The 13,446-nt window shown below is 69.9% G+C and carries 12 protein-coding genes; 5 read left to right on the forward strand and 7 right to left on the reverse strand.

Translation table 11 applies throughout. The annotated features are described in order from the left end of the window. Positions 1 to 474: 474 nt before the first annotated feature. The gene (locus SCAB_RS42880; protein ID WP_013006335.1) at positions 475 to 1,188 is read right to left on the reverse strand and encodes a TetR/AcrR family transcriptional regulator; all 714 of its coding nucleotides are present in this window, start codon (positions 1,186 to 1,188) and stop codon (positions 475 to 477) included. 127 nt (positions 1,189 to 1,315) lie between these two features. Here SCAB_RS42880 and SCAB_RS42885 point away from each other — a divergent pair, with 127 nt between their 5' ends. Next, positions 1,316 to 1,990 carry an SDR family NAD(P)-dependent oxidoreductase gene (locus tag SCAB_RS42885; RefSeq protein WP_013006336.1) on the forward strand — a complete coding sequence of 225 codons (675 nt, stop codon included), beginning with the start codon at positions 1,316 to 1,318 and terminating at the stop codon, positions 1,988 to 1,990. Positions 1,991 to 2,239: 249 nt separating this feature from the next. On the opposite strand, the gene SCAB_RS42890 is transcribed toward SCAB_RS42885, so the two are convergent. Next, positions 2,240 to 4,000 carry a S8 family peptidase gene (locus SCAB_RS42890; protein WP_013006337.1) on the reverse strand — a complete coding sequence of 587 codons (1,761 nt, stop codon included), beginning with the start codon at positions 3,998 to 4,000 and terminating at the stop codon, positions 2,240 to 2,242. Positions 4,001 to 4,406: 406 nt separating this feature from the next. After that, positions 4,407 to 5,135, reverse strand: coding sequence for a hypothetical protein (locus SCAB_RS42895; protein ID WP_231885204.1), 729 nt, complete (start codon positions 5,133 to 5,135; stop codon positions 4,407 to 4,409). A 210-nt stretch (positions 5,136 to 5,345) separates the two neighbouring features. Here SCAB_RS42895 and SCAB_RS42900 point away from each other — a divergent pair, with 210 nt between their 5' ends. Further along, positions 5,346 to 6,071 (forward strand): ferritin-like domain-containing protein, encoded by a 726-nt coding sequence (locus tag SCAB_RS42900; RefSeq protein WP_041670222.1) that lies wholly within the window; start codon positions 5,346 to 5,348, stop codon positions 6,069 to 6,071. A 159-nt stretch (positions 6,072 to 6,230) separates the two neighbouring features. On the opposite strand, the gene SCAB_RS42905 is transcribed toward SCAB_RS42900, so the two are convergent. From SCAB_RS42905 to SCAB_RS42920, 4 genes are all read right to left on the reverse strand, one after another. Then, positions 6,231 to 7,058 carry a maleylpyruvate isomerase family mycothiol-dependent enzyme gene (locus tag SCAB_RS42905; protein ID WP_013006340.1) on the reverse strand — a complete coding sequence of 276 codons (828 nt, stop codon included), beginning with the start codon at positions 7,056 to 7,058 and terminating at the stop codon, positions 6,231 to 6,233. A gap of 386 nt (positions 7,059 to 7,444) precedes the next feature. Then, the gene (locus SCAB_RS42910; RefSeq protein WP_013006341.1) at positions 7,445 to 8,050 is read right to left on the reverse strand and encodes a lytic polysaccharide monooxygenase auxiliary activity family 9 protein; all 606 of its coding nucleotides are present in this window, start codon (positions 8,048 to 8,050) and stop codon (positions 7,445 to 7,447) included. Positions 8,051 to 8,585: 535 nt separating this feature from the next. Next, positions 8,586 to 9,248, reverse strand: coding sequence for a GNAT family N-acetyltransferase (locus SCAB_RS42915; RefSeq protein WP_013006342.1), 663 nt, complete (start codon positions 9,246 to 9,248; stop codon positions 8,586 to 8,588). 277 nt (positions 9,249 to 9,525) lie between these two features. Beyond that, positions 9,526 to 9,903, reverse strand: coding sequence for a winged helix-turn-helix transcriptional regulator (locus tag SCAB_RS42920; RefSeq protein ID WP_037729042.1), 378 nt, complete (start codon positions 9,901 to 9,903; stop codon positions 9,526 to 9,528). A gap of 145 nt (positions 9,904 to 10,048) precedes the next feature. Between SCAB_RS42920 and SCAB_RS42925 the strand changes: the two genes are divergently transcribed. The 3 genes from SCAB_RS42925 to SCAB_RS42930 all read left to right on the forward strand — a co-directional run bounded on the left by SCAB_RS42925 (position 10,049) and on the right by SCAB_RS42930 (position 13,437). Further along, a complete protein-coding gene (locus SCAB_RS42925; protein ID WP_013006344.1) occupies positions 10,049 to 10,456 on the forward strand; it encodes a RidA family protein in 408 nt (135 codons plus the stop codon). 570 nt (positions 10,457 to 11,026) lie between these two features. Next, on the forward strand, positions 11,027 to 11,464 hold the full coding sequence (locus tag SCAB_RS49510) for a DUF6153 family protein (protein ID WP_369122738.1): 438 nt from the start codon (positions 11,027 to 11,029) through the stop codon (positions 11,462 to 11,464). A gap of 758 nt (positions 11,465 to 12,222) precedes the next feature. Beyond that, complete coding sequence (locus SCAB_RS42930) at positions 12,223 to 13,437, forward strand: PLP-dependent cysteine synthase family protein (protein WP_013006347.1); 1,215 nt, start codon at positions 12,223 to 12,225, stop codon at positions 13,435 to 13,437. Positions 13,438 to 13,446: the final 9 nt, after the last annotated feature.

Here is a 13,446-nt window from a genome sequence, read left to right on the forward strand (position 1 = left end):
TGTGACCGATCCCGACGTCGCCTCCGAGACGAGGCGCTGTCCCATCAGACGGGTCGCGACGAGGACGGGGTGCGGAACGAACGGTTGGCAGACCTCGACGCCCTTCGACCTGCTCTCATACCTTCCCCGAGCCTCGACAGCTACGACACCGCACCCACGTGCACCGCATCCTGTCCTCCATGTGATCCCGATTCCAATCCGGCGTGCGCCCCCTGCCGCGGCACGTACGGCATGCGTCGGGAGCAAGAGGCCGCGAGATCTCCCAGATCGTCCAGACGACGGCGACGACGATGATGAAGACGGCGAATCCATCCATGTCTCCTGAGTAGGCAGGAGCACGCCCGCCGCCAAGGGGCTGTCACGCGGCGCCGGAAGCACGTGACCGGCGCACAGGGGCGATACGCGCCTGAGCCACCGTGACCCGACCCCCGGAGCGCTGGAACAGCAGCGCACTGCTGCGCCCACGGCCCTGGTTCAGCGTCGCTTCCCGGTCTCGGGAGCGGTGACGCCATGGCTGGCACGGCGCATGGCCTCGTACAGCGCTGCGTCCTCCGGCGGGTCCGGCAACTGTCCGCGGGCCGGGGCCTGGAAGGACTGGATCATCCACGCCACCAGGCGGCGCCAGGCATCCGGAGCGGCGTCGCCGGTGGCGCTGAGCACTCCGGCGTTGGCCATCAGCAGCAGCACGAGGTCCCGGCTGCTGAAGTCCTCGCGCAGGTGCCCGCTGCTCTTGGCGCGGTCGATGAGTTCGAGGAAGCCCTCGTACGCCCGGGCGTGGTACTGCTCCAGTTCCGGGACACCGGGGAAGCTCATGGTCAGGACGTCGGCGAAGCCGCGATCGGCGGCCTGCATCGCGCAGACGTCCTGGATGTAGCCGGTGAAGCCGTGCCACGGGTCGGGGTCGGCCAGGGCCTCGGCGGTGGCCTGTACGTACGCCTTCATGCGGTCGGTGAAGACCGCGGCGACGAGGTCCTCCTTGCGGGGGAAGTGGCGGAAGAGGGTGGCGATCCCCACTCCGGCCTCCCGTGCGACCGAGGCCATCGACGCGTTGAGCCCGTCGCGCCCGAAGACCGTGCGTGCGGCGGCGATGATCCGTCCCCGGTTGCGCTCCGCGTCGCTGCGCTTGGACTGACCTGCGGAATCGGCCGTGCCGACGTCGGCATCGGGGTGGGGACCTCGGGGGCTCATACAGATCAGCGTAGCAAACCGGAATGCCTTATCCAGTTCCCGTGTTACGGTGAACGACGAAACGGATAGGGCCTTCCGGAAAGAAAACGGATAGCCCTTTCCATCTCTGCGTCCGAAAGGCTCTCCCATGCCCACCATCGTCATCGTCGGCGCCGGCCCCCAGCTCGGCCTCGCCATCGCCCGCACGTACGGCACTCAGGGCTACGACGTCGCACTGATCGCCCGCAGCCAGGACAAGCTCCGGCAGCTGGCCGATGTGCTCGCCGCCGAGGGGATCGGCGCTGCCGCGTTCCCCGCCGACGTCCTCGACCGGACCGCGCTCACCCAGGCGCTCAAGGACGCGGCCGCGCATTTCGGCGGCATCGATGTCCTTGAGTACTCCCCGGTCGGCGGCCTCCAGACCGTCATGACCACACCGGCCGCGACCGAACCGGCCGACGTGCAGCACGAGATGGACTTCCAGCTCTACGGAGCCATCGCCGCCACCCGAGCGGTACTGCCCGCCATGCGCGAGGCCCGCGCGGGCACCCTGCTCTTCACCACCGGCGCCGGCTCCGTCGACCCCGTGCCGCAGATCGCCAACGTCAACGCCGCAGCCGCGGCGCTGCGCAACTGGGTGATCAACCTGCACAAGGAGCTGGACGGCACCGGTGTCCAGGCCGCGCACGTCGCCATCAACGTGTCGATCGGCACGCCTGCGATCCCCGGATTCCCGACCGCCCAGCCCGAGGAGATCTCCCCGGTCTACTGGGACCTGCACACCACCAAGCGCGACCAGGCCGAACTCGTCTTCAGCCTCTGAGGCCCGCCGGCCACTCCGCGCACCCTGCGTCTGCGCCGCGCACATCGCCATCCACGCATGCTCGATGACCCCGGCACGGAACCGGCCCGGCCCGCTACATCCGCGGCCGGTGCGAACCGGCACCTCCGAAACATGGTGGCCCCGACCACGGCGTACGCCGCGGTCGGGGCCACCATGCCCTGACTCATATGCCTCTGTCGCCCCGGCAGTTCGCAGCGGTGGCCGAACAGGCCGTTGCCGGGTCCCGCGCTAGAAGGTCAGGTTCCAGGCGTCGATCTTGCCCGTGTCGGAGGAGGCGTTGTCGTTGACGCGCAGTTTCCAGGTGCCGTTCGCGACCTCCGAGGAGGCGTTCACGGTGTACGTCTGGGCGATGTTGTCCGCGCTGCCGCCGGTGCGGTTGTGCAGCGTGTAGACGGTGCCGTCCGGCGCCACCAGGTCGACCTTCAGATCACCGATGTAGGTGTGCTTGATGTCCACACCCACCTTGAGCGTGGCCGGGGCGTTGCCGGTCACGCCGGTCACGGCGATCGAGCTCTCCACGGTCGCGTTGTCGTTGACGGCGACGTCCGTGAGGTTCTCGAAGTACGCGCCGGGCGGCGGGGTGGCCCCGACGGCCTTGAGGGCGTCGACCTGTCCCTCGCCGAAGAACGCGTTGTTGGCCGTCGTGCCCGTGCAGCGGCTGTCCGAGGGGCAGGCGATGTCGTTGGCCTGCGTGGCCAGCTTCGCGCGGAGTTGCGCCGGGGTGATGCCCGGGTTGGCGCTGGCGAGGAGTGCCGCCACGCCGACGACGTGCGGGGTGGCCATCGAGGTGCCGCTCTTGCTGCCGTAACCGCCGCCGGGGACGGTGGAGTACACGTTGCTGCCCGGCGCCGCGACGTCGATGACGCCCTGCCCGAAGTTGGAGAACGAGGCCTTGGTGACGCCGGTGCCGTTGGCCGCGACCGTGACCACGCCCGGCAGCTCGGTCGGGATGTCGAGGCAGGCGTTGGTGATGGTGCGGGTGACCGGCGTCGAGTCGTTCGGGCTCGCGGAGTCGGTCGTCTTGTGGGCGAGGTCGTAGTTCTCGTTGCCCGCCGCGGCGACCTGGAGGGAGCCCTTGCTCTCGGCGTACTCCTGGGCGCGCTTGACGCCCTCGATGATGGCGGCCTGGTCGATGTTGTCCGGGCAGTTGAACTGCCACGGGTCCGTGTAATAGCTGTTGTTGGTGACCTTGAAGCCGTGGTCACCCGCCCAGACGAACCCGCAGATGGTGTTCTCGGCGAAGAAGAAGGAGTTGCCCGGCTCGGCGACCCTGACCGCGGCGATCTTCACCCCGGGAGCCACGCCGACGACGCCCTTGCCGTTCTTGGCCGCGGCGACGGTGCCCGCCACGTGGGTGCCGTGCGTGTCGACGTCCCGCCAGGCGCCGGTACGGGTGTCGGGTTTGCCGTAGGCGCAGGAGACGGAGTCGGCCGCGTCGAAGTTGGGCGCCAGGTCCTGGTGCTGGTCGTCCACACCGGTGTCCAGGATGCCCACCGTGACGGAGGCGGAGCCCGGGTTGACGGCCCAGGCCTGGTCGGCCTTGATCTGGCTCATGTCGGCCCGGACCGGCTCTCCGGCCGGCGTCGAGGACTGCGACGGGTTGGCGGGGAGCGCCGGGTTGTACGCGTCGGCCGGGACGTCCGAGGTCCGCGTGGCGCCGACCTGCTGTACGCCGGTGACGCCGCGCATGGTGGCGGCGAATCCGCTGGACGCGGAGTGGGCGACGATCACGCCGATGGCGGCGAAGTCGGAGAAGACGGTGCCGCCGTTGGCCGCGATCGCGGAGCGGACCGCAGCGTTGTCACCGGGGGCGGTGATCACGAGGTAGGCACGCGTGCCGGCCACCCAGGCCGCGCTCTGGGAAGCGGACTTGGCGGCCGGGGCGGGGGCCTTGGGGGCCGGCGCGGTGGAGGGGACGACGGGGAGCGTGCCCGCGAGGGCGCCCGGGGCGCCGAGCGCGAGGACGGTGCCGAGCGTGGCCGCCAGCACCAGGGTGCGTCTGGTGCGGCTGGATATGTGGGGTATCAATGCGTCCTCCGGAGACGGCCCGGCCGTGCCGAGGGCACAGGCCGGGCCGTACGAAACGAATGGTGGAAGCAAAATGTCAGGTGCATGCCCCTGCGCGGAAGTACCTTTCCGTGCAGGGACGCTGCATGGCTGAAAAGTGACGTACTCCAGGAGTGCAGAGGTCTGGGTCCACAGGACCCCTGCGACACCGAACGCGCCCGCGCCCCAATGGCCGTAGGCGGCGCCCTGTCCGTCCGCACCTCATGCTCGGTCACCAGCCCTCTCCGGTCGCTCCCGCACGCTGCCGCTCGGCAGGTACGGCATCAGAGGCCGCCAGGAAAAGCGGAACGGTGTGCTGGTGAAACCTGTGCGTGCCAGGTGCGGTCGGCTACGGGGTGTACGGGGCGTCGCTGTGGTGGAGTTCCACCATGTTGGGCTCGCTGACCTTGTACACGGCAGTACGGGTGAGGGTGACGACGGCCGCCGGATCGTCATCGCCGCGCGTCCGGTAGACGACGGTCACCTGTCGTGCCGGCCCGCTGGACGGGAAGTCGATGGAGACCACCGGCGTACGGTCGCCGAGCTCGGCGGCGGCCGCGGGCACGGGAGTTCCGCCGTCGTTGCGCCAGGTCACCAGCGTGTAGAACTTCCCGGTGCCGCCGGTCGAGATCTTCAGGGCTCCCACGGCGTCGGGCGCGCTGTCCCCGGTGATGTCACCGATCGCGCACTGCGGCTGCAACTCGATCACGACGCCGTCCGCGCCCTCCCAGCGTCCTGCGCTGAGGGCGGCTCCCGAGATGCCGTAGCCCTCCAGCCCTCCGCCGTCCAGAGACGCGTTCCGCAACTGATCGCAGGTCAGGGCCTTGGCTTCGCCGCCTGCCGTGCCGCTCGGCTTCGGGGACGGGGGCTTGGTGGAGGAGCCGGGGGTCTTCGCAGGACCGCCGGGCGTCTTGGTCGGTGCGGCGGTCGCCGGCTTCGACGTCTTGCCCGGCTTCCCGCTCACGGCCGCTTCTCCCGCGGCCGAGTCCTTCGGCCCGCAGGCCACGACCAGTCCCGCGACCAGCCCCGCGGCGGTCACCTGGGACACCCGTCTCGCCCATCCCCTGGATCGGTTCACTTGTCACTCCTGTCGCACTGTGGCCCCGCATCCCGCTGGGCAGGAGCGGAGACGCGGACGGCTGGGGGACGGTTGCACCGAGTTGTCCCTGTTCTGCAACTCCCGGACCCCGCCCGGCGAACGGACGGGAACTGTGCCATCTCCCACCGCGTCACCACGCCCGGGGGTACCCCGCCCGTCCGGGCGAGGTGGCGCATGGAAGAGAGAAGCATGAGCGCATCGGGATTCGCGGAATGGGCCCGTCACTTCGAGACCGAACGGGACCGCCGCGCAGCCCGGCCCGACCCATGCTGGGAGGTGGGTGCCTCGCTGCCTCCGGCGGTGCGGGCGAGCATCCAGCGATTCCAGGCCGGCGAGGACGGCGACAGCTCGGCCCTGTTCGACAAGGCGGACGAGGCGGGTGATCCGGAGTACGCGGCGGCGCTGCGGCTGTTCGTCGCCGAGGAGAAGAACCATGCGAGGCTCCTCGCTCTGCTGCTCGACGCGGGCGGGGCGACCAAGCAGGCCGGGCACTGGAGCGACACGGCCTTCGCGCGGCTGCGCCGCGTGCCGGGGCTGCGGACGGAGTTGCTGCTCCTGATGGTCGCGGAGGTGGTGGCCCTGCGGTACTACCGGGCACTGCGTGACGGGTCCGACGATCCGCTGACGTCGGAGGTCGCCGGCCGCATCCTGGCGGACGAGGAGCGGCACGTGCCGTTCCACTGCGCGCGGCTGCGCGCGTCGGTCGCGGAGCTGCCGCGCGCGGCCCGGCGCCCCCTGCTGGCGGGCTGGCAGGTCATGCTCCTCGGCGCGGCACTCGTCGTAGCCGCCGATCACGGGCGGGCCCTGCGCGGGCTCGGGGTCGGGCGAGGACGCTTCGTGGCGGACGTCCTGAGGTCGAGCGGTCCGGTGATCGCGGCGATCCTCGGGAGCGCCGGCTTCGAGGGCATCCTCTGATCCCAGCCCGGAGCCAGTCGCCCGGCCTCCATCACCGACTCCGCCGGAGCCGTGGAACTCACGCTGAACACGCAGGAGCTGAAGGCACTCGTGGACGCCCTGCAGAGCTGAGCCGGGCCACGGCGACTCTCAGCGCCGGGCCTGCCGAGAACGCCCTGGTCAGGGTGCGTTGAACAGACTGGGGAAGCCGGGGGCGAGCCAGGGTTTGCGGCCCCAGGCCAGCACAGCGCCGCGTGCCATCGCCTGCCAGGGGCCCAGACGTCCCAGCGCGATGAGGAGGAAGGCGACCGGCTCGATCTGGATGGTGCAGTCCGACCGCTCCGGCGCGCCTGGACCGACCTCGACCGTCCCTCCGGTGAACGTGACGCCGAACGTCGAGCCGCCCCGGACGCGCAGGGTGTAACGGGCCGTCAGCGACGCGGAGGCGACGGCGACGCGGGGCATCGCCGTCTGCAGGAACGGCAGGCACAACCCGACCCGCCTGGCGTTGATCATGTGCGGTCGACGCAGCCCGCGGGCGAGATCGTAACCGTGACCCAGCATGTGGGTCAGCAGGTACGAGGCGAGAACGTCCTGGTCCATGGAACCGAGCGGGGTCAGGAGGGTCCGGCCCGCGGTCCCGTCCGTCCCGGTTCGGTCCACCGCGTCCAGGAACATGTCGGCCTGTTCCACGATCATCTCGGCCAGCGGTTCCGCCGCGCGCTCGGGGAACTCGACGAGACTCTGTGCGTTGGCCGCCGCGAGACTCTGCGGCGTCCCGTCTCCGTAGACGCGTTCCTGGCCGGACGCGAGCTCGGCCATCAAGCCGTTGGCCAAGGCAAGATGGGCGGCCGTCTCACCGACGGTCCACTCCAACCCCGGTACGGGTGCGGTCGTGTCCCTCGCGCCGTCCAGGAGCGCGGCGATGGCAGTGGCGGTCTCCCGTATCGCCTGACCGAGCCCTTCCGGCAGGGAGTCCCTGGTAGTCGTCTGTGGTTCCCGGTCCACGCAGCTCGCTTCTCCTCGTGTCCTTCGTCGATCACGCATGTGTAGCGCCGTACAGAACCAGACCCACCGGTCCGGGGCAAGGGGCGAGGGCCCCAATTGTCTGGACAGGCACCCAACTGGGTTGTCCTGAAAGGAATCGGGGACGGCACGGTGCCGAGAGGCCCGGTGCACGCTGCCGGCGCTGTCCGGATTCTGTCTTCGACGGTGGACGACGGCTGGTGGACGACGGCTCAAGTGAGGAACGCGGGAAGCCCCGTCGGGGCAGGGTGACCACATGGGGCCCTTGTCTCGACGGGGCTCGGTGTTCGGCCGGGCGACGACCGCCGGGATCCCGACGGGTCACCGGCGCCCGGCACAGGCCGGTGCCGTGGGGGTTGCTGCGCGGCTCAGCCGAAGTTCACGTCGCTGCACCACATGTAGGCCTGGTCGAGGTGCGAGGCCTGCCAGATCACGAACACGATGTGGTGTCCGGTGTAGCCGGAGGTCCGGACGGGGAACGTGATGTTCTGTGCCGGGGCGAAGCGGCCGGTCTGCGTGATGAAGTCGAGATTGCTCCAGCCCAGGGTCTGGGTCTTGGGGTTGAAGCCCTGCTTGCTCACGTAGACCTTGAAGTAGTCGGCACCGTGCGACGCCTGGTCGTACAGCTGGACCGAGAAGTTGCTGCCGATGGTGGTGGTCTTCCACGCTCCGGGTTTGTCCAGGCTGGCGTTCCGCGACAGGTTGTTGCTGCAGAGCGTCCCGTCGGGGGTCCGCGCCTGGAACTGGCCTCCGAGGCCGTCCCGGAGCGCGCTCATCCAGTTCCACATGGTGTCGGCGTTGGCCTGGAAGGCCTGCCAGCACATGGGGTCCTGGGTCTGCATGGCCGGGTTCGTGTGGTTGCTGCCCCACGTCTTCCAGCACTGGTACGCGCGGGTGGCGGGGCCGACGACGGTGCCGTGGGCCTGGGCGGGGGTCGACCAGGCGAGGGCGCCGACGACCACGGCGAACAGCATGACGAGCGCCTGGAGAGACCGGCGGGCGGGCGCCTGCGAACGCCCGGCTAACGGACTTTTCTTGCGCATGTGGGGGGACTCCTTCCAGTGGCATAGCTGCTATGGGAGCGCTCCCAGCGTCAGGACTTCTGAGTGAGATGTCAATGAAGTGGACGGTGTTGATTACGGGGATGGGCGGCGAGCAGGACGTATTGAGACTGCAACAGCGCTGTACGGGTCCGGTGAGGCCAACGCTGGGGGAGACCGAGACCTCCGTGGTGGTCACGGAACGAGGGCTCGCCGGGGACCGGGCGTACGCCGTGCTCGATGAGACGGGGGCAAGTGGGCAGCCTTCAAACAGCCGTGCAGGTAGGAGGCGTTGCCGTGGCGCCGGACTTCCTTCGACGACTCCAGCACAGTCCGGTTCGTCCTGCCTGACGTTCGGCCCTGTCCGCTGAGGACCCGGCCTTGTGAACGGTGCTCAAGCTTGCGATCGAGTGGTGGGTGGCCCGGGTGCGTCATGATCCACGGAGAAGGGGCGAGGTGACGGCCTGCTTCAGTGCCTCGTGCACGTCGATGCCGCGTCCTCGTGCTGGTACCAGACGGTGTCCAGCGCACGGCCGTCCGGCAGGGTGTAGCGGTCAGGGCCGGGTGCCGGGACGAATCCGGCGCGTTCCAGGGCGCCGCGGCACGCGCGGTTCGTCGTCGCCGTGCCCGCCCGTACCGTCGGGAGACCGGCGTGATCATGGGCGAACTTCGCGCCCGCCAGGAACAGTTCGGCTCCGAGGCCCCGGCCTCGGTGGTCGGGGGCGAGGGTGCCGCCCATCTCTCGAGTGTCGCGGTGGATTTCGAGGTGGCCGGCGTAGCGGCCGGTAGGGCGGTGTACGCAGACCATGAACTCGGGTGTCTCGGGGTCGGGTGTGAAAGGCTCGGCCAGTTCGGGGTTGGCTTTGGTGAACCAGCGGGGGGTGGCGCCGACGGGGCCCAGGCGCAGCAGGGCCTGTCTGACGTCGGGGTCCGGTACGAGTTGGTCCATCTGGTTCCCGTGCCGGCGTTGGGCCTCGGGGTCGGCGGCGGCGGCCGCCAACGCGTCGAGCTTGGTCACCGGGGTATAGAGCAGCAGGTGCGGGGTGGCCAGGGCGTGTCGGCCAGGGGTGCAGACGCCCGGGACCGGGAGAGCCGAGGCCGCCCGGCGACGCCGTAGGAGCGACCGAATCATGGAACCCCGCTGTCCTGGTCCTGGTGTGTCCGGCCGCACGTACCGGGCGTGTGCCGCCCAAGCTACCCGGTGAGGGAAAGCGCCGAACTCCCGGGCGGCTGCCGGGGGGTGGCCCAGGGCATCGCCGCAGCCGGCGGAACAGCCGGTGCGAACCGCTGCGTGGGGACCTGCGGCGCTGCCGATGACACCCACATGCGATGCAGTATCCGCGGGAGGGGCCGTGGCCCCGACGCGGCGTCCCGCCCCGGGCCCCGGGCGAGCGACGCAGCCGTCCGCCTCAGGCGTCGAAGCGGTGGCGGGACGTCTCGATGTGACCGAGGTATCGGTGGGTCCAGTCGCACAGGCCGTCGATGGTCACCCGCAGGGCCTGGCCCGGCTCGGTGAGGGTGTACTCGACCCGGGGCGGCACGACCGGGTGCACCGTCCGCTCGACCAAGCCGTTGCGCTCGAGCATACGGAGGTTCTGGGTGAGCATCTTGTGGCTGATGCCCTGGATCTCGTTCCGCAGCTCGCCGAAGCGCAGGGTGTGCTCTCCCAGGGCCTCGATGATCAAAAGTGCCCATTTGTTGGCAACATCCGAAAAGATCTCCCGCGCCAGAGAGTCCGCGCGCCGAAGATCCGCTTCGTCGGGCGAGCCCGTGAACTGCTTGGTCACCGTCAGGTACTCCAGTCACTGAAAAGTGCGTACTTCCACCTCAGCAGTCACTCTCCTACGGTGCCTGAGTAACCACAAGAGACCAAAGTGCCCCTGGTCCGGTGGCGCCGAGCCCACGGGCACCCTTGACGAGGAGGCAGGCAGCATGGCCATCACACTGGTGAACCCCAGCGGATTGCCCAAGATCGACGTCTACCGGCAGGTGGCGGTCGCGACGGGAACGAAACTGGTCTTCATCGCCGGGCAGGTCGCCTGGGACGCCGAAGGGGCCACGGTGGGCGAAGGCGATCTCCCCGCCCAGGTGGAGCAGTGCTACCTCAACATCGCCACCGCCTTGGCCGAGGTCGACGGCTCCTTCGACGATGTGGCGAAACTGACGGTCCACGTCGTCGACTGGACCCCCGACAAGATGCCGCAGCTCCTGGAGGGCATCCGTCGGGCATCCGCGAAGCTGGGCGTCACCCCGGCCCCGCCGGCCACGCTGCTGGGCGTTGCGGCACTGGACGTACCCGACCACCTGGTGGAAATCGAAGCCATAGCGATGCTGAGCTGAACGCCTTCCTGCACGTCTGAACGCCGAAACGGGCACCAACCCCGGCGGCGACCATGAGGGGGGCGTCCGGCGAAGTCGTCGACCGAGAAGCATCGAGATCCGGAAAGCTGTCAGAACCCCGCGTTCCCGGCTCGGCCGCGCATGAGAAACAGCGCCGTGGCGAAGCACGGGCCGTTCGCCTCGGAGCGCGCGTGGCAGCGGTGCCATCCCCGACCGGCAGTGAGGCCGCGACCCATGCCGGACCAGTGATCCACCCGGTAGCGCGTCACATGCGGCGTGCGGCGTGAGATCGCCCGCACGGGCCGGGCAGCGTCGCCCCCTGTTCCGGTGGTGCGGCCGGGCGGCGCAGACTGCCACCCGGCCGCACCGGCCCCCGTGCTTCGGACCGGCAGCACGGGACCGGGCGTTTGCGAACACTGAAGTCCGTAACTGCGCAGGGTAGTTGGTGCCGCCTCGGTACTGCTGAGCTGTCATGTGGCTGGGTTCACGCGTTGTTCCGCCGAGGTGGCCGCCGACGCCCGGCGACCGGGTTAGGATCACGACGTGATTACGGCCTGGACCCCTTCTCGTATGCCGAGGAGCCGCTCATCAGCGGCTCTGGTGCGCGTGCTGGGGCTGGGTCTGTTCCTCTTCGGCCTGCTGTATACGCACGCCGTCAGCCCTGACGCGACAGTGAGTCACCTCGCTTCCGGCAAGGGCGTCGTGGCACCCAGTGGGCATTTCGAGCCAACTGTGACACTCGAAGACGTTGCGAGTGCCACGTCACGGCAGTCGGCAGGGGAGTCGCAAGGCCATAACGACGGGCACGGGCAGCCGCACGCAGGCGAAACCTGTGCGGTCGGGCAGCCCTCCCAGAGCCCCGCTGTGGCGGTGCCCTGTCTGTCCCCGCTGGGCTCGGTGAGCGGCGACGATGAGCCGGGCTCCGCGCCTGCCCGGCTCGCCACCGCGGCACGCGACTCGGCTGTACCGAGAACGCGGACGGCGGACTCCGCGATCCTTCGCATCTAGGGCAACGCGTTCCGAACCGGTCGCCCCTTCCCGGCACTTGTGGACTCGGCCCACGGCCGTGTCACGTCTTGTCCCGGCGACCGCTCCATGGCGTCTGACCTCGCGCGCACACCGCCCCACAGCGTGACGCAGCGACGGTCGACTGCTCCGTTCCCTCACCCCCACCGATCACCGCCCCGACCGGGAGAGTCCCCCCACGGGCAGTGACCGCCGCGCGGAGGACCTGTGCCGCCCACCCCTGCCCTCTTTCCTGTCGATATCCCATGCCTGCGTTCGCTACGGAGAAGCCGACTCGCCCAACTAGCCGTGTACGCACTGCTGTTCGCCCTTCTGACGTGCCCAGGTGATCACCGCGGGGCGCTGGAGTCGCGCGCTCGCTCGGTCGCTGCGTCGACTGATGCCCTGCTGCCTGCTGAGGGCTCCGACGGTGCGGTTCATGACCCGTCCGAGCCCCTCGATCGCTGTCACGACGCACGCCGCTGGAAGGCCGTCTTCACGCAGTCGTCTCCTCGGGTCCCACCGTGCACCCTCGCAGTGCTGTCGCCGGCGGACGACGCAGCGGCTTCCATGGGCCAACTCCCCGGCGCCGTTCCACGACCGTTGGTGAGCGGCGGCCGGTCCGCGCTCCCGGTCATCTGCAGGTGGCGCCTATAGGAGCCACCGGGCGGGCCGGCTTCGGCCGCCCCGCCGCGCATCGACCGCCAAGGCGCGAGACGAGCATCCGCACGCATCCCTACCGATTCGAGAGCGAAGACAACATGCACTCCATGACCAAGAGTGACCTCACCCCCGCCGGCTCCGGTTCCGGTTCCGCCCTACGGGGACTCGTGGGCAACACCCCGCTCCTCCACGTCTCCCAGCCCTTCACCGAGTCGGACCGAGGCTTCTGGGCGAAGCTGGAAGGCTTCAATCCCGGTGGCATCAAGGACCGTCCGGGCCTGCACATGGTCGAGCGCGCCCGCGCCCGCGGGGAACTTCAGCCGGGTGCCAGGATCATCGAGTCGACCAGCGGCACCCTCGGCCTGGGGCTCGCCCTGGCCGGGATGGTCTACGGGCACCCGGTCACGCTGGTCACCGACCCGGGTCTGGAGATGTCCATGACCCGGCTGCTGACCGCGTACGGGGCCCAGGTCAATCTCGTCTCCGAACCACACCCCACCGGGGGCTGGCAGCAGGCCCGCCGTGACCGGGTCGGCCGGCTGATGGAGCAGCATCCCGGCTCGTGGTGCCCCGATCAGTACAACAACCCCGACAACACCACCGCGTACACCCCGCTCGCCCTCGAACTGGCCACGGAGCTCGGCCATATCGACGTGCTGGTGTGCAGTGTCGGCACCGGCGGACACTCCGCGGGGGTCTCCCGCGTACTTCAGCAGCTCTACCCGGACCTCAAGCTGGTCGGCGTCGACACCATCGGCTCGACGATCTTCGGCCAGCCTGCCCGTCCCCGTCTGATGCGGGGCCTGGGCTCCAGCATCTACCCCCGTAACGTCGCGTACGACAACTTCAGTGAGGTGCACTGGGTCGCCCCGGCGGAGGCAGTGTGGAACTGCCGCCGACTGGCTGCCTCGCACTACGCCACCGGCGGCTGGAGCGTCGGTGCGGTGGCGATGGTCGCCGGTTGGCTGGCCCGCACTCTGCCCGCCGACAGCCGGATCGCGGCGATCTTCCCCGACGGGCCGCAGCGCTATCTCGGGACGGTCTACGACGACGACTACTGCGCCGCTCACGGACTGCTCGACGCCCCGCCCGCACCCGAACCGGAGGTCGTCGGCCGCCTGGACGAGAAGGAGATCACACGCTGGACGCGGTGCGAGAACGTCATCGACCCGCTCACCCTGGCGGGCGCGCAGGCACGGCCCGACAGGGCCGGTCGGCCCGACGCGGACGAAGGCCGAGCCGACGCGTCCGCGGACAGCGATACCGATGCACGGCTCGACGGCGGCGATGTGCTCGCGGAGGGGAACCGGTGAGGTCGATCA

Origin of the sequence: Streptomyces scabiei 87.22, assembly GCF_000091305.1 — a bacterium.
GTDB classification, from domain to species: Bacteria; Actinomycetota; Actinomycetes; order Streptomycetales; family Streptomycetaceae; genus Streptomyces; species Streptomyces scabiei.

What these genes read in the sequence shown, in the direction of transcription:
- SCAB_RS42880 (WP_013006335.1), bottom strand. Translation starts at nt 1,188, where the DNA reads ATGAGCCCCCGAGGTCCCCACCCCGATGCCGACGTCGGCACGGCCGAT.
- SCAB_RS42885 (WP_013006336.1), top strand. Translation starts at nt 1,316, where the DNA reads ATGCCCACCATCGTCATCGTCGGCGCCGGCCCCCAGCTCGGCCTCGCC.
- SCAB_RS42900 (WP_041670222.1), top strand. Translation starts at nt 5,346, where the DNA reads ATGAGCGCATCGGGATTCGCGGAATGGGCCCGTCACTTCGAGACCGAA.
- SCAB_RS42910 (WP_013006341.1), bottom strand. Translation starts at nt 8,050, where the DNA reads ATGCTGTTCGCCGTGGTCGTCGGCGCCCTCGCCTGGTCGACCCCCGCC.
- SCAB_RS42915 (WP_013006342.1), bottom strand. Translation starts at nt 9,248, where the DNA reads ATGATTCGGTCGCTCCTACGGCGTCGCCGGGCGGCCTCGGCTCTCCCG.
- SCAB_RS42925 (WP_013006344.1), top strand. Translation starts at nt 10,049, where the DNA reads ATGGCCATCACACTGGTGAACCCCAGCGGATTGCCCAAGATCGACGTC.
- SCAB_RS49510 (WP_369122738.1), top strand. Translation starts at nt 11,027, where the DNA reads ATGCCGAGGAGCCGCTCATCAGCGGCTCTGGTGCGCGTGCTGGGGCTG.
- SCAB_RS42930 (WP_013006347.1), top strand. Translation starts at nt 12,223, where the DNA reads ATGCACTCCATGACCAAGAGTGACCTCACCCCCGCCGGCTCCGGTTCC.